At 70.0% G+C, this 21529-nt stretch carries 18 protein-coding genes; 8 read left to right on the top strand and 10 right to left on the bottom strand.

Translation table 11 applies throughout. The features are described 5' to 3' along the window. Nucleotides 1–12: 12 nt before the first annotated feature. Entirely contained in the window at nucleotides 13–717 is a 705-nt protein-coding gene (locus tag AC5YDV_RS02135) for a hypothetical protein (protein WP_496182032.1), read from the bottom strand. A gap of 56 nt (nucleotides 718–773) precedes the next feature. Here AC5YDV_RS02135 and AC5YDV_RS02130 point away from each other — a divergent pair, with 56 nt between their 5' ends. Both AC5YDV_RS02130 and AC5YDV_RS02125 read left to right on the top strand, forming a co-directional pair. Then, nucleotides 774–1103, top strand: a complete 330-nt coding sequence (locus AC5YDV_RS02130; RefSeq protein ID WP_496182069.1) for a nucleotide pyrophosphohydrolase — start codon at nucleotides 774–776, stop codon at nucleotides 1101–1103. After that, nucleotides 1084–2820: a DNA/RNA helicase domain-containing protein gene (locus tag AC5YDV_RS02125; protein WP_496182033.1), complete on the top strand. Its 1737-nt coding sequence runs from the start codon at nucleotides 1084–1086 to the stop codon at nucleotides 2818–2820. The genes AC5YDV_RS02130 and AC5YDV_RS02125 overlap by 20 nt, the downstream gene beginning before the upstream one ends. Before the next feature lie 75 nt (nucleotides 2821–2895). Here the strand turns inward: AC5YDV_RS02125 and AC5YDV_RS02120 are convergent, their stop codons facing one another. Then, nucleotides 2896–3309, bottom strand: coding sequence for a hypothetical protein (locus AC5YDV_RS02120; RefSeq protein WP_131168522.1), 414 nt, complete (start codon nucleotides 3307–3309; stop codon nucleotides 2896–2898). 46 nt (nucleotides 3310–3355) lie between these two features. Further along, a complete protein-coding gene (locus tag AC5YDV_RS02115) occupies nucleotides 3356–4510 on the bottom strand; it encodes a Fic family protein (RefSeq protein ID WP_496182034.1) in 1155 nt (384 codons plus the stop codon). A gap of 170 nt (nucleotides 4511–4680) precedes the next feature. Between AC5YDV_RS02115 and AC5YDV_RS02110 the strand changes: the two genes are divergently transcribed. From AC5YDV_RS02110 to AC5YDV_RS02095, 4 genes are read left to right on the top strand one after another with little or no spacing between them, the layout of a single operon-like run. Beyond that, nucleotides 4681–6141 carry a DUF3375 domain-containing protein gene (locus tag AC5YDV_RS02110; protein WP_496182035.1) on the top strand — a complete coding sequence of 487 codons (1461 nt, stop codon included), beginning with the start codon at nucleotides 4681–4683 and terminating at the stop codon, nucleotides 6139–6141. Next, nucleotides 6138–6773, top strand: a complete 636-nt coding sequence (locus AC5YDV_RS02105; protein ID WP_131168528.1) for a DUF4194 domain-containing protein — start codon at nucleotides 6138–6140, stop codon at nucleotides 6771–6773. The genes AC5YDV_RS02110 and AC5YDV_RS02105 overlap by 4 nt, the downstream gene beginning before the upstream one ends. Then, a complete protein-coding gene (locus AC5YDV_RS02100) occupies nucleotides 6773–10111 on the top strand; it encodes an ATP-binding protein (RefSeq protein ID WP_496182036.1) in 3339 nt (1112 codons plus the stop codon). Before AC5YDV_RS02105 ends, AC5YDV_RS02100 begins: the two co-directional genes overlap by 1 nt. Then, nucleotides 10108–11250 (top strand): Wadjet anti-phage system protein JetD domain-containing protein, encoded by a 1143-nt coding sequence (locus AC5YDV_RS02095; protein ID WP_496182037.1) that lies wholly within the window; start codon nucleotides 10108–10110, stop codon nucleotides 11248–11250. Before AC5YDV_RS02100 ends, AC5YDV_RS02095 begins: the two co-directional genes overlap by 4 nt. An 87-nt stretch (nucleotides 11251–11337) precedes the next feature. Here the strand turns inward: AC5YDV_RS02095 and AC5YDV_RS02090 are convergent, their stop codons facing one another. Further along, complete coding sequence (locus AC5YDV_RS02090) at nucleotides 11338–12066, bottom strand: type 1 glutamine amidotransferase domain-containing protein (protein ID WP_496182038.1); 729 nt, start codon at nucleotides 12064–12066, stop codon at nucleotides 11338–11340. Between the two features lie 231 nt (nucleotides 12067–12297). On the opposite strand from AC5YDV_RS02090, the gene AC5YDV_RS02085 reads away from it, so the two are divergent. Next, entirely contained in the window at nucleotides 12298–12774 is a 477-nt protein-coding gene (locus tag AC5YDV_RS02085) for an HD domain-containing protein (protein WP_496182039.1), read from the top strand. Between the two features lie 71 nt (nucleotides 12775–12845). Here the strand turns inward: AC5YDV_RS02085 and AC5YDV_RS02080 are convergent, their stop codons facing one another. Beyond that, entirely contained in the window at nucleotides 12846–15884 is a 3039-nt protein-coding gene (locus tag AC5YDV_RS02080; RefSeq protein WP_496182040.1) for a S8 family serine peptidase, read from the bottom strand. 137 nt (nucleotides 15885–16021) lie between these two features. Here AC5YDV_RS02080 and AC5YDV_RS02075 point away from each other — a divergent pair, with 137 nt between their 5' ends. Continuing rightward, entirely contained in the window at nucleotides 16022–17290 is a 1269-nt protein-coding gene (locus AC5YDV_RS02075; RefSeq protein WP_496182041.1) for a glycosyltransferase, read from the top strand. Here the strand turns inward: AC5YDV_RS02075 and AC5YDV_RS02070 are convergent, their stop codons facing one another. Genes AC5YDV_RS02070 through AC5YDV_RS02050 form a run of 5 tightly spaced genes read right to left on the bottom strand, consistent with a single transcriptional unit; the run spans nucleotide 17291 to nucleotide 21467 of the window. After that, nucleotides 17291–18319 (bottom strand): 2-oxoacid:ferredoxin oxidoreductase subunit beta, encoded by a 1029-nt coding sequence (locus AC5YDV_RS02070; RefSeq protein WP_496182042.1) that lies wholly within the window; start codon nucleotides 18317–18319, stop codon nucleotides 17291–17293. It lies immediately after the preceding gene. After that, a complete protein-coding gene (locus AC5YDV_RS02065; protein ID WP_496182043.1) occupies nucleotides 18319–20169 on the bottom strand; it encodes a 2-oxoacid:acceptor oxidoreductase subunit alpha in 1851 nt (616 codons plus the stop codon). The genes AC5YDV_RS02070 and AC5YDV_RS02065 overlap by 1 nt, the downstream gene beginning before the upstream one ends. 59 nt (nucleotides 20170–20228) lie before the next feature. Then, a complete protein-coding gene (locus AC5YDV_RS02060) occupies nucleotides 20229–20525 on the bottom strand; it encodes a 4Fe-4S binding protein (protein ID WP_496182070.1) in 297 nt (98 codons plus the stop codon). A 14-nt stretch (nucleotides 20526–20539) separates the two neighbouring features. Then, nucleotides 20540–21091, bottom strand: a complete 552-nt coding sequence (locus AC5YDV_RS02055; RefSeq protein ID WP_496182044.1) for an NADH-quinone oxidoreductase subunit C — start codon at nucleotides 21089–21091, stop codon at nucleotides 20540–20542. Continuing rightward, nucleotides 21084–21467, bottom strand: coding sequence for an NADH-quinone oxidoreductase subunit B (locus AC5YDV_RS02050; protein ID WP_496182045.1), 384 nt, complete (start codon nucleotides 21465–21467; stop codon nucleotides 21084–21086). The genes AC5YDV_RS02055 and AC5YDV_RS02050 overlap by 8 nt, the downstream gene beginning before the upstream one ends. Nucleotides 21468–21529: the final 62 nt, after the last annotated feature.

Here is a 21529-nt window from a genome sequence, read left to right as displayed (position 1 = left end):
GCAGGCCTGACCTCACAGGCCGACGCCGTACTGCTCCGTGAGCAAGACGGCATCCAATGACACCGCTTGGGTGGTCGGGTCGGACGACACGACGGGGTAGCCCTCGACGTTCAGCAGCTTCGCGACCTGGCTCATCACCATCGGCACGCGGTTGACCGGCACGCCCAGCAGCAGGGCCACGCGCGTCGAGGACAGCCGTCGGTCGGCGGCGGACACCAACCCGTCGACCAGCTTCGCGACGGACTCGTCGGTGACGGCGAGGCGTCCGACCAGCTTCTTCTGCGCGCGGAACGTCTCGCTGGCCAGCAGCGCCTGACCGACCCCGCCGGACGCCGCGGGTGCGGGCTCGGTGAACAGGTCCGGCTGGGCGGCCGGGGGAGTGACGGGCGCGAGGCTGACCGAGGCCTCCGCCCCCGGAGGAGACGCCGCGTTCGTCAGGTCCCACCAGACCGGCTCGGCCACCGGCGCGGCCACGAGGTCGTGGGACACCGTGCCTGGCGCGAGCACCGCGACCGGCACGACTACCTCGGCCGGGGCGGCCCCGCCGTGGTAGCCGGCCTTGAGTGGTCCGTACCGCAGCCGCTCGTTGACGGCCAGGACGGCGCGGTGGTCCGGGGTCAGCACGCGCGCGCCCTCGACGAGCACCTCGTCGGCCTCCGCCGGCGCCGCTGACAATTCTCGAGGCAACTCGTTGACAGGGTCGCTTTCGATCGGCACGGGTTCATCCCGCGGCACGCCCCGTCGACCTTGGGTAGCCTGCGCTTGTGGACGACATGAGCGGACCTGATGCGGTGACAGACGCCCTGCGTGGCATGGTCGCCGAGCGCGACTGGGCTCAATTTCACACGCCGGAGAACTTGGCGAAGAGCATCTCGATCGAGGCGGCGGAACTGTTGGAGTGCTTCCAGTGGAACCCGGATGCCGACCCAGCCAAGGTCACCGAAGAACTGGCTGACGTCCTGACCTACTGCTACTTGCTCGCCGACAGGCTCGACCTTGATCCCGGGCGCATCGTCCTTGACAAGCTGGCTGTGACACGCCAGAAGTACCCCACCGAAAAGGCCCGCGGCCGGAGCACGAAGTATGGCGACCTTCAGGATTGACGAGCTCGACTTCGTACCGGGCCAGCCACCGAGGTGGGCAAGCCTTGACCGGCAGTACACGAACTGGCCGGTCGTCTACGTCCTGAACGGCGACCAGGAGGTCTACGTCGGCGAGACACTCAACTTGGCCTCACGGATGAGAAGTCATGCCGACTCGCCGTCCAAGAAGCGGTTGAACCTCCTCCGGGTGGTGTTGGACGAAACGTTCAACAAGTCCGTTTGTCTGGACCTCGAGTCGACCTTGATCAAGCTGCTCGCCGGCGATGGGACCTATCAGGTGCTCAACCGCAACGAGGGCATCACGAACGCCGACTACTACGACCGACAGACCTACCAGGCCACCTTCGATGCCATCTTCGACGCGCTCAAGGACAAGGGCCTGTTCACCCGGACGATCCGGGAGATAGAGAACAGCGACTTGTTCAAGCTGTCGCCGTACAAGGCGCTGACCCACGATCAGGCCATCGCGGTGCTGGACATCGTCGAGGGACTCTTCGAGGACCTGGAGCAGGGCACCGGTGGCAGCGCCGTCGTCCAGGGCGACCCGGGCACCGGCAAGACCATCGTGGCGATCTACCTGATGAAGCTGCTCCAGGACATTCGGCAATTGAATCCGAGTGACGAGCCGGACGCGGACTCGATGTTCTCCGAATTCTTCACCGAGGGGCATGCTGAGCTCCTCGACGGCGTCCGGATCGGATTGGTCGTGCCTCAGCAGTCGCTCCGGGACTCGATCAAGAAGGTCTTCAGGTCAACGCCGGGCCTCAGCGCGGACATGGTGCTCACCCCGTTCGACGTGGGGAAGAGCGAGCACGTCTACGACGTGCTCATCGTGGACGAGGCACACCGGCTCAACCTGAGGGCCAACCAGTCCTCGGGCGTCCGGAACGAGGACTTCCGACGGATCAACGAGAGGCTCTTCCACGCCGACGACCCCGCCAAGACCCAACTGGACTGGATCGTCGCTCGCAGCCGCGTGCAGGTGCTGCTGTTCGACCCTCTGCAGTCAGTCCGTCCGGCCGACCTGGCCAAGGAGACGGTCGACGCGGTCATCGGGGAGGCCAAGAGCCAGGGGCGGTACTACCCCCTCCTCTCCCAGATGCGCGTCGCCGGTGGCGCGGACTACATCGACTACGTTCGTCGAGCCCTCAGCGCTCTCCCGCCCGAGCCACGTTCCTTCGATGGGTACGACCTGCGCTTCTTCGATGACCCGGCGGACATGCGCGCCGAGCTGTTGCGTTTGGACGCCGAGGTCGGGCTCGCTCGGCTGGTCGCCGGTTTCGCGTGGCCTTGGGTGAGCAAGTCCGACAAGGGCGCGTTCGACATCACCGTCGACAGGTTGGCGCTGCGCTGGAACGCCACCGACAAGGACTGGATCAACGCGCCCGGGTCCGTGCTCGAGGTCGGCTCCATCCACACCGTGCAGGGCTATGACCTCAACTACGCGGGCGTCATCATCGGGCCGGACCTCCGCTACGACGAGGCGTCCGCACGCATCGTGGTCGACCGTGCGAACTACCACGACAAGAAGGGCAAGGAGAACAACCCCAAGCTGGGGCGCCAGGTCACCGACGACGACCTGTTGACGTACATCACGAACATCTATGCCGTCCTGCTCACGCGCGGCATGCGGGGCACCTTCGTGTACGTCTGCGATCCCGCTCTGCGGGAGCATCTCCGTCCGTTCTTCAGCGCGAACTCGGGCAAGGCTGGATAGGCCGGCGGCGGCCGCACCGAGTTCCCTGGGCGCACAATGGGCATCTGGGGTGCCGCCTGCCACCCGCAGGCGACCCTACGACGGATGGGACGTCCCGTCCGCGGCCTGCAGCAACTGAGCGAGAACGTCGTCGACCTGCTTGGAGATCCCCTTGAGCTGCCGTGACCGCTCGCGTCCGGTGTAGGCACCCATGACCAAGGAGCGCTTCTTCTCCAACCCGCTCAGCTGCGCACGCAGGGAGTCGCGCTGGGCGTACCCGACATCACCCGGCTCCAACATGTCAACGTGGGCACGAACGGCGGCGATCTTGGCAGCGAGCCGCGCGTCGGCCGTCCGCGGCTTTGTGGCGGCCGCGAGTCGCTCCAGCAACTGCTTCGCCTGCTCGGCGCGTGCCGGATCCTGCAGAAGCTCCATCACCTTCGGCGTGATGATCGTGGCGAGGGTGGCCAGCAGGGCCTTGCCCTTCGACACATCCGGCAGCTTCACCATGCGGGACCTCCTTGGCTGGGTCGGGCGTCAGCGCGATGCTACGCGGTCACCAAGCCTGACGGCGGCCCATGAGCACGGCGAGGCGGTCGTAGCACGAGGTGATCTCCTCGGCCACCCAGACCTGGTTGCGGCGTCCGACGGATGCCTTGACCAGAATGCCCGCATCCACGAGCGCGGCGATGGCATTGCGTGTCGCCGCCGCGGACACGCCGTTGCGCGTGGCGGCAAGTTCGGCCGTGACCGCGGGATGGCCGACGAGTTGGTCGGCGATGCGCCACGCGACCGAGTCGCGCCGTGCAGCGAGCCGCTCTTCCCATGTCCCCCTGATGTCTCGGAGCTCGGCAAGAAGTTCACGACCGACGGCAGCGGCGTCGAGCGCAGCTCGCGCGAACTCGCCCACGATCGGTAAGGGGTCACCGCTTCGGTACGCGGTGAGCGCGCGCACGTAGCCGGCCGTGTCTGCGAGTAGTCCTGCGGAGATCGGCACGGTCACGTGGCTGGTGAGGCGTCGCTGGCGCAGGTAGCTGTGCACGATCGCTCGACCCACCCGCCCGTTCCCGTCGACGAAGGGGTGGATCGTTTCGAACTGGGCATGGCCCACGGCCACGTGGGCGAGGGGGAGGCGGGCGTCCTGGGTCAGGAACTGCCACAGGTCGGTCAGGTTCGCCTGGACGCGATCGTGGTGGGGCGGAACGAAGGCGGCGCCGATCGGGCTTGACCCGGACGTTCCGATCCAGACCTGTTCGTGACGGACGCCGACGTGCAACCCGGTCTCGCCGAGGAGGTCGCGCTGCATGGCCACGACGGTCTCGGTGCTGAACTCCCCAGTGGTGACGGCGCTTTCCATGGCGGCGACGTTGGCGCGGACGAGCCGCGCGTTGACACTCTTCGACACGCCGAGTTCGGCGAGCGCGAGTTGCTTGGCCGATGCCGTGAGGTGCTCGATCTGTGACGACGACGACGCCTCCGAACGCAGGAGGACGGTGTCGATGGTGCCCAATTCGAGGGGTCCGAACTGCTCGGTCATCTCCGCGTCGAACGCGGTGATCGACTGTTGCGCGGCGCCGACGCGGGCGGCCGTCCCGGGGTCGAGCGAGGACTCGACCTCCAATCCAGCGATGGCAGGGACGACGGCGGCCTCGTACGTACGCCACGAGTCGCGCCAATCCAAAGTTTCAACCCCCACGCTTGGCCAGCCCATACCCCTCAGATCCTTTCGCAGATCGATCCATACGCAAGGATACGCGGTTATCCGTTTCCATGGCAGCCCGAGGCGAAACTGTCGGCGTGAACCCGCGAACACTCCGAGCTGCCGCTGACCTGGCAGGGGACTTCACCGGCGCGCACGGCGTCCGCCCCTACACTGCCCCCATGGCCGGACGAACGGGGAGCGCGGTCACGGCGCAGAGGGCCAGCCAGTCCGCCGGACTCAAGTTGCTGCGCGCCGACCTCATGCCGGCGATGGTCGCGATCTTCTCGGGCCGCTTCGCCGACCACCGCATCCTCACCTACGCCGAGTTCGTCGCGGGCGTCGCCGACGACCTCGACGAGCTGCGCGACGCGGGCTTCGCTCTCCCGCAGACCGCCCAGCAGTACGTTGCCGCGTGGATCCGCGACGGCATCCTCATCCGGCGTCCGACCGAGAGCCGCGAGGAGACCGTCGAGCTCTCCCGGGACGCCGCCGACGCAGTCCGGTTCGTCACGGCGGTCGAACAACCGCAGTCGGCGGTCACGTCGTCGCGGCTGAGCAATCTCGCAGACCTCCTCTCCGGGCTCGCGCGCGACTCCGACCCCGAGCCCACGAGCCGCCTCGACTCGCTGCGCGCCGAGCGCGACCGCCTCGACGCCGAGATCGCCCGCGTCGAGTCCGGCGAGTTCGAGCCCATGAGCGACATCGAGGCGACCGAACGCCTCCGCGAGATCCTGCGCCTGGCGGGCGAGGTGCCCGGCGACTTCGCCAAGGTCGCCGACGACCTCGACCGCCTCAACCAAGGCCTGCGCGAGCAGATCATCACCAACGACGGGTCGCGCGGGTCCGTGCTCGCGCGGGTGTTCGCCGGCGTCGACGTCATCGAGGAGTCGGACGCCGGCCGCACCTTCGCCGCCTTCCACCGCCTGCTGCTCGACCCGGCCCTCACCGATGCGTTCGACGAGGCCGTGGACGCCGTCCTGCAGCGCTCGTTCACCCAAGCCCTCGCGGGGTCGGACGCCGCTTTCCTGCGGCAGTTCCTCACCACCTTGCAGCAGGAGAGCGCCCAGGTGCGCCAGACCCTGACGAGCTTTTCCCGCAGCCTGCGCCGCTTCGTCGAGACCCAGGAGTATCGCGAGCACAAGCGCCTCGCGGACGCCCTTGAGCGCGCCGAGCAGGCCGCCTACGCAGCACTGCAGCGCCTCTCGCCGATCAAGGAGGTCGGGCGCAGCCTCGACCTCACGTCCGTGCCGATCTCGTCCATCGGAGCGTGGGCGCTGCACAACCCCGCGGACCTCCGCACCCAGACCGAGGTGGTCGAGCACGCCACCACGCCGCTGGACATCGAACACCTCCGGGCGCTCGTCCGCCTCACGGAGATCGACTTCCCCGAGCTGCAGCGCCACATCGCGGCCACGCTGGCCGACACACCGACGGCGACGGCCGGCGAGGTGTTGGCCCGGTTCCCGGCGACGCAGGGGTTGGCGTCCATCGTCGGCATGTTGCTCCTGGCTACGGACCATGCCATCGCCACACCCGAGCACGAGACGTGGTCGTGGACGTCGCCGAGTGGCCGCACGAAGAATGTCAGTGCGCCCCGCTACGTTTTCAGTGAGGTACCCCAGCACTGGAGTGAAGCATGACGATGCAGCCCGTCCCGCGTCGCGCGGCCGACACCCCCGACGAGTTCGACGACGTCGTGGCCGACGAGGTCGTCGACCACGGTGAGCTGTCCCCGGCCACCCGGCGCGTGCTGCTGCAGTTGATCCGGGGGCCGTACCTGCGCGGCTCCGAGGGGGAGGGCCGGCTGTGGTCGGCGTTGGTTCGCGATGAGCAGCTGGTCCGCGCGCGGTTGGCCGACCTGTACCTCGACCTGGTCGTCGACACCGACGCCGGCATCGCCTTCGTCCGCAACCTCGCGGTCGAGGACGCCCCCCGCGTGGTCCGCAGCCACCCGCTGACGTTGCTCGACACGGCACTGGTCCTGTTCCTGCGCCGGCGCCTGCTCGCCGGGCAGGGCACCGCAGCGCGCACGTTCGTGGGCCGCGACGAGATCGAAGACCAGCTGCGCAGCTACCGCCCGGCCGAGTTGAGCGACAAGAAGGGGTTCGACGACCGCATCGGCGCGTCGATCAACAAGATGAAGAAGAACTCCGTGCTGCTCCCGACCGACGACGAGGAGCGGTGGGAGATCTCGCCGATCCTCGCGTTGGTGTTCGGCGCCGACGAGGTGGCCGTCATCACCCACGACCTGGCGCGGTTGGTGGAGGCGTGATGGGCCAGCACCGCCTCAGCCGCGTCCAGCTCGTCAACTGGGGCACGTTCGACGGCGCGCGGTCCTTCGCCGTCCCCCGCCGCGGACTGCTGCTCACGGGTCCGTCGGGGGCCGGCAAGTCGTCGATCCTCGACGCGATGGCCGCGTTGATGGTGCGGCCCGCCAAGCTCAAGTTCAACGCGGCCGCCCAGGGTACCGAGACCGGTGACCGCGAGCGCAACCTGGTCACCTACATCCTCGGCGCCTACAAGCGCGAGACCGACGAGGCGACCGGCGAGGTGGGCACCGCCTTCCTGCGCAAGGGGCCCAACTGGAGCGGCGTCGCGCTGACCTTCGACGACGGGCACGGCACCCGCACCACGCTCATCCGGCTGTTCCACCTGCGAGCGGGGTCGACCAACCCGGCCGACGTGCGGTCGATGTTCATCATGGCGCCAGAGGCCGTCGAGTTGCTGTCGCTGCAGTCCTACGCGAAGGACGGCATCGAGAACCGACGCGTGCAGCAGGCCTTCCCGCACTGGGAGATCTTCAGCCAAGACGCCTACACCGGCTTCTCGGCGAAGTTCCGCAAGCGCATGGGTCTCGGCAGCGAGCAGGCCCAGCTGTTGCTGCACAAGACCCAGTCGGCGAAGAACCTGACGAACCTCGACTCGTTGTTCCGCGACTTCATGCTCGATGAGCCCGACACCTTCCAGCTCAGCTCCGAGACGGTCGAGCAGTTCGAGGAGCTCACTCTGGCGCACACCTCGGTGGTGGACGCCCGCCGCCAGGTCGAGGTGCTCACCCCGTTGCGCGGCCTCGCCGACCACCACGCGGACGCCGAGAGCGCGCTGGCCCAATTGGCCGAGGAGGAGGCCCACCTGGTCACGTGGTTGACCGCCCGGGCCAAGTCGGACGCCGAGGCCTCACTCGCTCGCGAACGGCCACGACTCGTCGGGCTGGAGGCGGAACTGGAGCGCGCCGAGGGTCGGCTGTCGGAGCTGCAGGGCGTCCGCACAGAGGCGCAGCGGGCCCTGGACGGCTCGGCAGGAGCCGAGTTGGGCACGCTGGAGCAACTGGTCGAGTCGATCCAGGGCCAACTCGGGCGCGCGCAGGCGCGGGTCGATGAGCTGGCGCGCAGCGCGTCCGTGGTGGGGCTGGAGTGGCCCGCCGGCCCCGACGCGGTGGGCGCGTTCGAGACGGGTGTCCAAGCTGCGGCGGAGCGGTTCGAGGCCGAGGAGCGCGAGCGCAAGGACGCCGAACTGGACGCCGCCATGCGTCGCCGCAGTGCTCGCGAGAAGCGTGACGGGATCGAGACCGCGCTCGCGGCCCTGCGCCGGCACGGCTCGAACCTCGACGAGAAGCTGTTGGAGGCCCGGCAACTGCTGGCCGAGCGGCTGCAGGTGCCGACGTCGCTGCTGCCGTTCGTGGGCGAGCTGGTGGAGGTTCGGGCTGCTGAGGCCGGGTGGCGCGGCGCCATCGAGCGCGTCCTGGGGTCGTTCGCGCGCACGCTCGTGGTGCCGGAGGCCCACTACCTGGCGGCGTCCGAGGTGGTCGACGCGTCGTTCCTCGGCACGCGGCTGGTGTACGAGCGGGTGGGCGAGGGTGTGGCGCCGGGCTCCGACGTCGAGCCCGATGAGGTGTCCCTGCTCGCCAAGCTGGAGTTGGCGGAAGGCCCGCACGCCGGGTGGCTCGCCGACCGACTGCGGCGCCGCTTCGACTACGCCTGCGTGGAGCACCCGCATGACTTCCGCCACCACGACCGCGCGGTCACCCGCGCGGGTCAGGTGAAGCACTCGCTCAGCCTCCACGAGAAGGACGACCGGCGCCACGTCGACGATCGCAGCCGCTGGGTGCTCGGCTTCTCGACGGAGGCGAAGGAGGCCGAGCTCGAGGCCCACCTCGCCGAGGCGACGCGAGCGGTGGCCGAGGCCGAACGGGCGGTCGAAGAGCTGGGCCGGGGCGACGAGCGACGCAAGGCCCTGCGCTCGGCCCTCGCCCGGCTCGAAGGCATCGACTGGGATGACCTCGACGTGGCCGCCCTGAACGCCCAGCTCGCCACCACCCGCGACAGGATCGACCGCCTGCGGCTCGAACACGCCGACCTGCCCGACCTCGAGCGGGCGCTCGCGCGGGCCGACGAGGCTGTCGCGCAGGCCGAGGAGGCGCGCCGCACGCTGGCGTCCCGCCGCGACCGTGTGGAGGGCGAGGTGCGCCGCCTGGAAACGAGGTTGGACGACTTGGACGCCACACTCGCCGCCGCTGAGCCCGTGCCGGAGGTCATCGCCGACCAGTTGGCCGAGCGCGCCCGTCAGCTCGACGCTCCTGCCGACCGACTCGAGGTGCTCCTGCGCCAGCAACTCAGCGACCGCACGATCACGCTGGAACGGGAGCGGGCCACCCTCACCCGCAGGATCACCCGCCAGATGGCCGGCTACCGGGACGGGTGGCCGTCGCAGTCGGCCGACTGGGCCGACGAGATCGGCTACCTGCCCGAGTACCTCGAGCGGCTCACGGTGCTCGAACGCGACGGGTTGCCGACGTTCGAGCAGAGGTTCTTCGACCTGCTGCAGAGCCAGGCGCGCAACAACATCAGCCAGCTGTCAACGAAGATCAAGGGCGCGCGACGGGCGATCCGGCTGCGGGTCGACGAGGTGAACCGTTCGCTGCGGCTCACCGAATTCACCCCCGGCGGGCACCTGCAGATCGAGGTGAAGGACAGGGCGCTGCCCGACGTCGACACCTTCCTGTCCACCCTCAACGAGATCATCTCGGGGTCGGCGAGTGCGGTGTTCGCCTCCAACGGGGGTGAGGAGCGCGTGGTGGCCGAGCGGCGGTTCACGCTGATGAAGGGCATCCTCGACCGGCTGGGCTCCTCCGACCCGGCGGATCGGGCGTGGCGCGAGCGCTGCCTCGACACGCGCCAGCACGTCCACTTCCAGGCCCGCGTGGTGGGTGAATCCGGTGAGCAACTCGACGTCTTCACCGGGTCCGGTGGGCGTTCGGGAGGCGAGCGGCAGAAGCTCGTCACGTTCTGCCTCGCGGCGGCCCTGCGGTTCCAGCTCGCGCCCAGCGGGCAGTCCGAGCCGACCTACGCGCTGGTCGTGATCGACGAAGCGTTCGACAAGGCCGACCACACGTTCACCCAGGCGGGCCTGGAGGTGTTCAAGAAGTTCGGGTTCCAGCTGCTGTTGGCCACGCCCATGAAGATGCTGCAGACCATCGACGACTACGTTGGCGGTGTGGTCATGGTGACGAACGACTCCGGACGACGATCGCAGGTGCAGGAACTGCCCTTCGAGGCCGACGACGAGGCCTTCACGCAGGACCAGCAGGATCTGCAGGAGGCGTTGCTGTGAGGTCGGTCGCGGACTTCCGCGGCTGGGCCGCGCAGCAGTGGCGCGCGCACTGGCCGGCGTGGCTGGCGGCGTCCGTCACCGACGCGGACGCGGAAGCGGGGGCCGTGCGCTGGCGTCCGTTGCACCCACCCACGGAGTCGGTCATGGCAAGCGACCCGGACGCCGTGGCCGCCTGGGTGCAGGCGTGGCAGCGCTTCGAGCGGACCGACGGCATCCACGTCGAGTGGTCGACGCGAGCGTGGACCAACTTCGGCACCCAACGGCTCCCCGAACGCGCCACAGGCACGCCGGCGGCCTTGGCACGGCTCTCCGGACAGTCCGAAACGTGGCAGCGCGGGCTCGAGGGGGTCGCCCGCTTGCGCGAGGTCTGGCCGGACGCCGACCTGACCGACGCGATCCGCGCCCAGGCCCGCAGGCTGGGCGCCCTCGATGAAGCCGATGTCGTCCGGCTCCTCGCCGTGGTGGCGTGGATCGTGGCCAACCCCTCCACGGGCTTGTGGGAGCGCGAGCTGCCGGTCGTCGGCGTCCACACCAAGTGGCTGGAGCGGCACCGCGCGCTCGTGGAAGCCCTTGTCAGCGGTATCGCCGGCGAGGAGGGCACCGGGCTGCGCCGCGTGGCGGTGCGGTTCCGGGTCAGGGCGCTCGACCCGACCCTGCTGCCGGGGCCTCCGGACTTCTCCGTCGACCTGGCTGGTCTGCGGGCCCTCGACGTCGAACCCGCTCGGGTGCTCATCTGCGAGAACGCCACCACGCTCGGCACGCTGCCCGAACTCCCGCGCACCGTGGCCCTGCACGGCATGGGCTTCGCCGCCCCCGTGCTCGCCGAGGTGCCGTGGGTCGCCCGAGCTGACGTTGCGTACTGGGGCGACCTCGACACCTACGGCTTCCAGATCCTGGGCCAGTTGCGCCAAGCGCTGCCGCGCGTCGAGTCCGTCCTGATGGACGCCGGGACGTGGCGCACGCATGAGCATCTCGCCGTCGATGAGCCGCAACCCTTCCGCGGGGTGATCGGCCACCTCACAGTGGCGGAGCTCGACGCGCTGGCCCTGGTACGGCAGGGTGATCGGCGCCTGGAGCAGGAGCGCATTCCGCGGGCCGCCGCTGCCGCGGAGCTCGCGAGCGCATGGACGGCACGGTGAGTCTCCACGCCTGACGAGTCACCAGCGCAGCCGCGGGGCACCTCACGTGCACGCGCTGTCGATCGGCGGCGCCGTTTGATCGCGGCGTCAGCGTGATGCGACGCGGTTCTTCTTCAGCAGCTTCACGACGGCCTTGCCGACACCCGCGGCGCTGGTGGGGTTCTGGCCCGTCACCAGCACGCCGTCCACGACGACCTTCTCAGCCATGGGGAGGAGCGCCTGGGTGTACTTCGCCCCCTCCGCCTTCAGCGCCTTGTCCAGACGGAACGGTACGGCCTTGTCGCGCTTCGCGAGCTTCTCCTCGGGCCACGAGAAACCGGTCACGTGGCGTCCGGCGACCAGCGGTGAACCATCGCTGAGCCGAGCCCCGACGAATCCCGCCGGACCATGGCACACCGCCGCGATGACGCCGCCGTCCTCCAAGGTCGTGGCCAGGATCGACCCGAGCACCTCGTGGTGTGGGAAGTCGAACATGGTGCCGTGCCCGCCGGTGAGGTAGACCGCGTCCCAGTCCTGGTCGGCGACGTCCTCGAGGGTCGGTGTCTGGTCGAGCAGGTCCATGAAGGACGCGTCCCGGTAGCGGCGCTTCGTCCCGCCCATCGCGAGCATGGGGAGCGACAGGCTCTCCGGGTCGAGCGGCACCAGCCCACCATCGATGCTGGCGATCGTGACGTCGTGGCCGGCCTCGACGACCACGTCGTAGAAGTGGGTGAGCTCACTCAGCCACAGGCCGGTGCGGTAGCCGGCCGTCTCGTAGGCGGGCGTGCTGGTCGTCACGATGAGGATGCGGGCAGGGGTACGGGTGTTGCGGGCCATTAGGACTCCTTCTCGTTGTCCTCCACCTTGCCCCACGGGACCCAAGGTCAAACCCACAAGAAGGCCGAGTCCGGCATGAGGGGAGCCGACCCTAGGGACGGAGGGCCACGAGGAGGTGACCCGGGCGCGAAGGTGCCGCCATGATCGAGGGGCAGAGTCAGCTGCGGAACGGTTCCGGCGACGCCTGCGACGACGAGGACGGCAAGGACCAATCGCGGAAGGACGGCTCGCATGATCGACCTACGACGGGCGGCCACGGACGAGGCAGAGGCGTTGGCGAGGACTGCGCACGCGGGACAGACGGACAAGTCGGGCGCGCCCTACATCCACCACGTGGAGCGCGTGGTGGTGCGAGTTCAGGAGGCCGGTGCGCCGGCCCAAGCGCTGACGGTGGCGTGGCTGCACGACATCGTGGAGGACACCGACACCACGATCGACGACCTGGCCGAGCGGTTCGATGAGGAAGTCGTCGCCGCCGTGGACGCGCTGTCCCGGCGCCCCGGCGAGGGCGACGCCTATTTCATGCGCGTCGCGGCGAACCCACTGGCCGTGTTGGTGAAGAGGGCGCACCTCGCCGACAACGCGGACCCGGCGCGGTTGGAGCGGCTGCCTGACGAAACCCACCTGCGGCTCGTCCAGAAGTATCGCCATGTGGCGGCCATGCTGGATCGCGTCGTCCATGGCGCAGGAGCGAACGCAGGGTCCTGAGACAAGCCCGAGGTGCCGACACGCCGGAGGGGCGGTGGCTCGCGCCACCGCCCCTCCGGGTTTGTTGCCTGCTACGGCATGTCGACCCGGACGATCGTCGGGTTCGGCATGCCGGCTGCACCACCGTAGACGACCGACCCCAGGTAGCGCGTTTCCGGTGCCAGACCGGTGAACGTGAGCCCGATCGTCCCCGTCTCCCCCAGTGTCGCTGACCCCGGCGCGGAGACGGTCATGTTGCCGGCGTCCGTGCCGTCGAGCAGCCACGTGTGCAGCTTGAACGGCGACGACCCGACGACGCCCCAGCCGTGGACGACCGCGGTGTAGGCGCCGGCCGCCGGGGTGAGCAGGTTGACCTCCTCGGCGGACGTTCCCGAGCCGCTGTTCCCCACCAAGGTGGTGCCCTGGAAGACGCACAGATCCATGTCGGTGCCCGCGTTCACGTCCTCGTCGAACAACGAGAAGCGGGCGTAGGTCGTCCCTGCCGGAACGCTGACCGGGATCAACTGCGCGTTCGGGGATGTGAGTGAGCAGGCGCCGTTGGTCGGGTCGTCGGCCACGGTCCCGGGCGTGACGGTCGCCGGGACCAGGCCGCGTGGCGTGGCGGTGAACGTACCGTTGTAGCCGAACGCCACGTTGTAGCTGATCGGGCCACCCGTCCCGGAGACCTGGGCCGGTGCGGCGAGCGCCACGGGACGGACGACCATGGGGATCCGAACGGTGTGGGTCCCGTCCGACCACGTGAGCTGTCCGCCCGAGTAGGCGTTCAGCGCGGCGGTCGTGCGGGTGATCGTGACGTCGAAGGTGCCCTTCTCGCCCGGCTCCAACTCCAGTGAGGCAGGGCTGACGGCGACCGTGAACCCGACCAACCCGGAGACGGTGGCGGTGTAGGTCGCGGTGGCGTCCGACACGTTCGTGACCGTGCGCTTGACCGTCTGCCGGCCGGCCAGGGCTCCGATCGAGATGGACGGGCTGTTGTAGTTGCTGGCGTCCATGGAGTAGCCCAACGCCGTGAGCTGGGTGCACACGGCATCAAGGCCCTGCGGCTGCGTGGCGCAGATGAAGGCGAGCCAGTCGTTCCACCCCGCATCGAACACGAGGCCGGGGTCGACGGCCTTGTTCGGGTCCACGTGCCCGGCGCCCTGACGGAAGATCAGGACCGGGTTCGTGTTCGGGGCCGGTGTGCCCCCATCGAGGAGGTCGTAGCCCGTCGTCATGAGCGCGGACTTGATGGCCATCGGCGACCAGTCGGGGTGCGCCTGCTTCATCAGCGCGCCGAGGCCGGCCACGTGCGGGCTGGACATGGACGTGCCGCTGTACAGGTCGAACAGGCGACCGGCGTTTCCTGGGGGCGCGACGCCCGCGAGGATGTCCTGCCCGGGCGCGATGAGGTCGGGCTTGAGCAGGTCGCCGCCCGCCGCCTGCAGCGGACCGCGCGAGGAGAAGGACGCCGTGAACGGGGCGTCGGCGTCGTCCACGATCGTGGCCTGGTTGATGGTGGCCGTTGCCCCCGCCGTGGCGGCATAAGCCTTGACGGCCGCGCGGTCGGTGTGAGCCAGATGCACGGTCGGGACGAAGTGGAAGTCGGCATTGATGGAAGTGACTGATGTGTTGACCAGGATCATGCCGACGCCTCCGGCCTCCTGCACGGCGAGGCTCTTGTTCACCCGGGCCGTGGCGCCGCGGTCACAGACGACGATCTTGCCCGCCACCTTGGCCGGGTCGAGCACGTTGCCTCCATCGGCCGAGGAGTAGCAGAGGGCCACCTGGGTGGGGTCTGCCCCAGCCTTCCCAGCCGCGGCGGAGTCGATCAGCGGCGCGGGGCCGACGGGGGTCGCCACGGACGCCCCTTGGTAGGTGGTGCCGTTGCCGAGCGTCACCGAGCCCTTGCCGTCGCGGTTGTGCGTCCCGGCTGCCACGGTGGTCAACCAAGGACCGGGGTGGGCCACCGTCGACGTCGCCGGTCCGCTGTTGCCGGCCGAGGCGGCGACGAAGATGCCTGCGTCCGCCGCGTACATGAAGGCGATCTCGACCGCGTCGCGCACGTTGGTCCGCGAGCCGCTGATCGAGAAATTCAGCACGTCGACGCCGTCGGCGACAGCCTGGTCGATGGCGGCGACGCTGTCCGTGGCGAAGCAGGAACCACCGGCCGGGGTCTGCCAGCACACCTTGTAGGCAGCGATCCGGGCCCGCGGGGCGATGCCGCTCACCGTGCCGAACACGGAGGCCGCCCCCGTGGCCGACACGCCGTAGTTGCCGGCGGCCGTGGTGGCGGTGTGGGTGCCGTGTCCGCCGAAGTCGCGAGGCGAGTTGAACTCGTGGGGGAGCTGGGCGTCGATGCCCGCGTTGCCTCCCCAACCGGCGTTGTAGTAGCGGGCCCCGATGAGCTTCTGGTTGCAGAGCGAGGCGTCGAACTCCTCGCCCGGGACGCACTTGCCGTGCCAGCCCGGGACCTGCTGGTACGCCAGTTTGCCATCCGTGTCACGGTCGCTGACGCTGGGGTGCTCGGGCCAGATGCCGCCATCCACGATGCCGACGATTACGTCCTCACCGGCGCCGTCCACCTTCTTCGAAGCATCTTGGGGTGCCCCCAACCGATCCCACAGCCCGCCGGTGTCGGTGAGCCCGAGGAATGCCGGAGTCGACGCCGTGTCCAGCTGGAGCTTCTCGTCGGGGGTGACCGCCAGGACCCCGGGCACGCTCGCCATCTTGGCGGCGGCCGAGGCGGAGAGGTCGGCGGCGAAGCCGTTGTAGGCGTAGGTGTAGGAGTAGATCTTCTTGCCGCCCCCGGCCGCCTGCAGCGCGGCGTCCTGTCGCTTCGCGAGGTGGTCTGCGTAAGCCTTCACGGCGGCGCTGGTGGGGTTGACCTTCTCGCCCTTGGCGGGCTTGGTCGCCTTGAGACCCGAGACGCCGCCGGAGTAGGCCACGACGGGCGGCTCCGCGAGCTGCACGATGTACGTGCCGGCCTTGGCGGGGTTTGCCTCGACCTTCGCGGCAGGTGGACGGGCTTCTGGGTCAGGTGCCGCAACCGCGTTCGCGGGGACCAGGGTCAGGGACAGGGCACTGACTGCGACAGCCAGCAATGGGACTCGTCGCCGCACGGATCTCTTCATCGAGCCGCTCCTTGGACAGGGGGTGCCGCGCCGAGATGCGCGGTTGGAGGAAAGCTATGCGTCCACAGGCGCCACGTCCACACCTTGGGCCGGTTTCGCCTTGCCACACGGCCCCCGCCCCGGACAGGGTGGACCCCATGACGATCGTGCTGGTCGGGCTCGGGTCCCGCGGAGACGTCCAGCCACTGACAGCGCTGGCAACTCGGCTGGTGGCGCGCGGCGAGCGCGTCCGCGTGGTGGCGCTGCAGGAGTTCGCCGGGCTGGCGGCCCCCTCAGGCGCCGAGTTCGTCGGCGTGCGCGGCTCGGTCGCGGACGCCCTCGACGACCGCCGCCGGAGCCGCCGGATCGCAGCCGCACAGTTCGGCCAGCTCTGGCTGCTGCACCGCTGGACCGGACGCCTCGCGTCGGCCTTCGCGGACGCCCTCGTCGACACGATCACCCCCGGCGACACCGTCCTGACCGGCATCCTCACCCGGGGGAGCGTCGCGGCGCTGGCCCGCGCCCGCGGCGTCCGGATGGTGACGGTGGCGTTCACCGGCCAACTGCCGACCGTGCACCCCGAGAGCAACGTCGCCCACTCCTACTACACGGATGCCGCGCGTCACGACCGCCGCGGTTCCGTCTTCGGGTGGCGCCTCGCGACCGCCCTGGGCGGCCCGTTGACGGCCGAGGTCCGCCGCCGACTGGCGCTCCCGCACGCGTCCACCGCCGACGTCACGGCGGACGCCGACGCCCACCCCGTGATCGTGGCCGCCAGTCCGGTGCTCGTCCCGCCGGCCCCCGACTGGCCGGCGAACGCCGTCCAGACGGGCTGGTGGGCGCCCAGGGCGTCCGTCTTCGCACCGGACCCCGCCTTCGACGACTGGCTCCAGGGCGAGCCGCCGGTCCACGTCGGCTACGGCTCCTTCACCGGGTTCGCCACGGACGACGACCTCGAGGTGATTGTCCGCGCGGCGAAGGCGTCCGGGCGGCGCGTGGTGACGCCAACCCTTCGGGGTCACACCCCGGGACAGCTCAACGACCAGGTCTGGGCGATCCCACCCACGCCCCACGCCTGGCTGTTCCCGAGGATGGCGGGCGTCGTCCACCACGGCGGTGCCGGCACGACCCACGCCGCGCTGGCGGCAGGCGTGCCCCAGGCGATGGTCCCGTTCGGCGTCGACCAGCCCTACCACGCGTGGCGGGTGCACCGGTTGGGGCTCGGCCCGGAGCCGGTCAGCGTCCACCGCCTCACAGTCGGACGCCTGGGCCGGCTCATCCGCCTGCTCACCACGGACGCCGACGCCCGACGCCGCGCCCAGGAGGTCGGTGAGGTCGTCCGCGGCGAGGACGGCGTCGGCGCGACCCTGGCCCGGATGCAGCGATGGGGCTGGCTCCGAGAGAGCCAGCCCCACCCGCCGGTGTGATCAGACGATCGTCCAGGTGTCCGGACCGGCGATCAGCCGCTGCAGGGCGGCCTCGCGGTCGGCCGGCATCGAAACCTGGTTGCGGGCCTCGTCGTCGAAGACGGGCCGCTCGACGTTGCGGAAGATGCCGATCGGCGACGCCGACAGGTTCTGCGTGTCGGTCAGCTGCGACAGCTCGAAGGCCAGGGAAGCGTCCCCCGAATGCGCGTCGTGCACGAGGATGTCCGACGCGGCCACGTCGGACGTCGCCTTGATCTCCAGGCGTCCGGACGCACCCCGCACCACGCAGAGCTGGCCACCGCCGAAGACCACGGGCTCCCCGTGCGTCAACGGGATGAGCGCCGGGGAGTCGACGTCCTTCAGGCCGGCGAACGCGTCGTCGTTGAAGATCGGGCAGTTCTGGTAGATCTCCACGAGCGAGGCGCCGCGGTGGTTGATCGCGGCCTCGAGCACCGAGGTGAGGTGCTTGCGGTCGGAGTCGATCGTCCGGGCCACGAACGAGGCCTCGGCCCCCAGCGCCAGCGTGACGGGGTTGAACGGGTGGTCCACCGAGCCGACGGGCGAGGACTTCGTGACCTTGCCCGCCTCCGACGTCGGCGAGAACTGGCCCTTGGTCAGGCCGTAGATGCGGTTGTTGAACAGCATGATCGTGATGTTCACGTTGCGGCGCAGCGCGTGGATCAGGTGGTTGCCGCCGATCGACAGGGCATCGCCGTCACCGGTCATCACCCACACGGCCAGGTCGGGACGGGCCACGGCCACGCCCGTCGCGATCGCCGGCGCCCGGCCGTGGATCGAGTGCATGCCGTAGGTGTTCACGTAGTAGGGGAACCGGCTCGAGCACCCGATGCCCGAGACGATCACGGTGTTCTCCCGCTTGATGCCCAGCTCGGGCATGAGGCCCTGGAAGGCGGCCAGCACGGCGTAGTCGCCGCAGCCGGGGCACCAGCGGACCTCCTGGTCGGAGACGAATTCCTTGCGGTTCAGGGGTTCAAGAGCCAAGGGGATCCCGGCGAGTCCGGTGGACATCAGGCGTCCTTTCCGTCAATGACGTCGATCAGGTGGGGAGCCAGTTCGGCGGGGCTGATCGGCAACCCCCGCACGCGGCTGTAGGACTGCACGTCGACGAGGTACTTCGCGCGCAGGATCATCGCCATCTGGCCACTGTTCATCTCGGGGACGATCACGCGGTCGTAGGAGCGCAGGACCTCCCCCGTGTTGGCGGGCAGGGGATTGACGTGGCGCAGGTGCGTCACCGCGATCGAACGACCGCTGTCACGGACGCGCTTCGCCGCGGCCCCGATCGGGCCCCACGTGGAACCCCAGCCGAGCACGAGGACCCTCGCCTCGCCCGAGGGGTCGTCGACCACGAGGTCGGGGATGTCGGCGACGATCCCGTCCACCTTGGCCTGCCGCAGGGCGACCATGCGCTCGTGGTTGTCGGGCGCGTAGGAGATGTTGCCCGTGCCGTCCGCCTTCTCGATGCCGCCGACGCGGTGCTCGAGCCCGGGCGTCCCCGGGACGGCCAGCGCCCGCGCCAGCTTGTCGTCGCGCAGGTACGGCAGGAACGAGCCGTCCGGGCCGTTCGGCTCGGTGGTGAAGTTCGGGTCGATGGCGTCCATCGAGGCCAGGTCGGGGATCAGCCACGGTTCGGCACCGTTGGCCAGGTAGCCATCCGACAGGACGATGACCGGCGTGCGGTAGGTCAGCGCGATCCGGATGCCCTCGACGGCGGTCGCGAAGCAGTCCGCGGGGGACTGGGCCGCGACCACGGGGACCGGAGCCTCGCCGTGGCGTCCGTACAGCGACTGCAGCAGGTCGGCCTGCTCGGTCTTGGTCGGCATGCCGGTGGACGGACCCGCGCGCTGCACGTCCACCACGACGAGCGGCTGCTCGAGCATGACGGCCAGCGAGATGGTCTCCGACTTGAGCGCCATGCCCGGCCCGGACGTCACCGTCACCCCGAGCGCGCCCGCGTAGGACGCCCCGAGCGCGGCACCGGCGGCTGCGATCTCGTCCTCGGCCTGGAAGGTCGTGACGCCCTGGTCCTTCGCGCGGCTCAGCTCGTGCAGCACGTCGGACGCCGGGGTGATGGGGTACGCGCCCAGGAACAGCGGAAGGCCGGCCTTCGAGGCGCCCGCCATCAGGCCCAGCGCCATCGCCTTGTTGCCGCTGATCTGGCGGTATGTGCCCGGCGGGACCGGCGCGGCGGCCACCTCGAAGCGGTGCGCGAACGTCTCGGTCGTCTCGCCGTACGCGTGGCCGGCCAGGAAGGCCGCCTTGTTCGAGTCACGGATGTTGGCCGCCCGCGCGAACTTCTTGTCGAGGAACGCGAGCGTGTTCTCGACCGGACGGGAGAAGAGCCACGTCAGGAGCCCGAGGGAGAACATGTTCTTCGCCCGGCTGGCCTCCTTGCGGCCCAGCTTGAACTGCTCGACGGACGCCACGGTCATGCCCGTGAGGTCGATGGCGTGCAGTTGGTAGTCCGCCAGCGAGCCGTCCTCGAGCGGGTTCGAGGAGTAACCGACCTTGGCCAGGTTCCGCTTGGTGAACTCGTGGGTGTCGGCGATGATCACCCCGCCGCGTGTGAGGTCGGGCAGGTTGGCCTTCAGGGCGGCCGGGTTCATCGCGACCAGCACGTCGGGCTTGTCGCCCGGCGTCTTGATGTCGGCGTTGGCGAAGTGGAGCTGGAAGCTCGACACGCCCGCGATCGTGCCCTGGGGTGCCCGGATCTCGGCGGGGAAGTTCGGCAACGTCGCGAAGTCGTTGCCGATCGTGGCCGAGTCGGACGTGAACCGGTCGCCGGTGAGTTGCATGCCGTCGCCGGAGTCTCCGGCGAACCGGATCACGACCCGGTCAAGTGTTTGGACGTCAGTCACAAGCAGTGCTTCTTTCTGGACTCAAGAGCTCCGCACCAGCGTAGTCGCTGCTTGGCTTGTCAGCTCAGCTCCGCCACGAGGCCTTCCGCTGTCGAGGAGGGTGTCGGCAGGGCTTCGCTCCACACGAGCGCGTCGAACGGGCACTCCTCGATGCAGATGCCGCAGTACAGGCACAGGGACCAGTCGATCGAGAAGGCGTCCAGCACGTTGTGCGTGCGCTGCCGCGGCCCGGGCGGGGATCCGTCCAGCGGCTCGGAGTGGCTCGACAGCGCGATGCACCAGGCCGGGCACTCCCGGACGCAGATCATGCAGGACGTGCAGTTCTCGCGGATGAGCTCGATGGAGCGGTGCGGCACCGCGGGGCTGTGGGTCATCGTCGCCTCCGCACACGGCCGCCCTGCACGGACGCCGCGATCTCCTCGGGGCTCGCCGGCTCCCCGACACGCTCGCCCCAGACCTCCGGATCCGGCACCCCGGGCGGGACCATCCGCCGGCGTCCGGCCGCCACGGTCTCGCCGGGCTCCTTCGCGCCCGGCCACGGCCGGACGACCCGCGCGGCCAGAACGGCGTCCCGGCGCAGCGGATGGCCGACAGCTCCCGGGCGCAACAGCAGCGGACGGTCGTCCCCGCCCTCGAATCGGATCCCCAGGAACTCGGCCACCTCGCGCTCGTGCCAGCTCGCGCCGGCGACCAGGTCGCTGATGGACGCCAGCGCGCCGCCGTCGCGCGGCACCAGCACCTCGAGACGGACGCCCTCGGTGTCCGGATCCGGCGCCAGCCGCACGATCACGCGGATCGCGTCCTCGCGCCCGACCTCGTCCACGCCGCCCAGCCAGTCGAACCACGTCGCCCCGGACGCCAGCGCCGACGCCACGGCGCCGTGCCACTCGCCGAGCCCCACCCGCCGGACCTCGTCAGGCATGGTGGTACTCCTGCTCCAGCAGCGCTTCCAGGGCGGCCGGGGAGGGTGGGCAGCCCGGCAGGTAGTGGTGGACCTCGACGAGCTGGTCGACGCCCTTGGTCACGACGGGGGAGTCCCAGTAGGGGCCGCCGGCGGACGCGCACGCGCCGAACGACACCACGGACGCCCCGGGATGGGCCTCCACGATCGCGCGGACGACCGGGGCCACGGCGTCCGTCACGGTGCCCGCGACGGCGAGGACGACTCGCGCGCCGGCGGGGACGCCCGTCACCTCGGGACGCCCGAGCATCGCGGCCTCGGTCTCGACCACGCAGCAGGCCAGGCCGACTGCACCCACGACGACCGAGCCGTCGGAGAACCAGTCGTAGTAGCGCACGGGGCAAGAGTGCCACACGGGGCTCCCCACTACGCTGTGGCCGTTGGGCCGTCGACCCCCGG

The organism is Propioniciclava sp. LT432, assembly GCF_059515965.1.
This window is presented reverse-complemented; position numbering and strand designations above follow the sequence as displayed.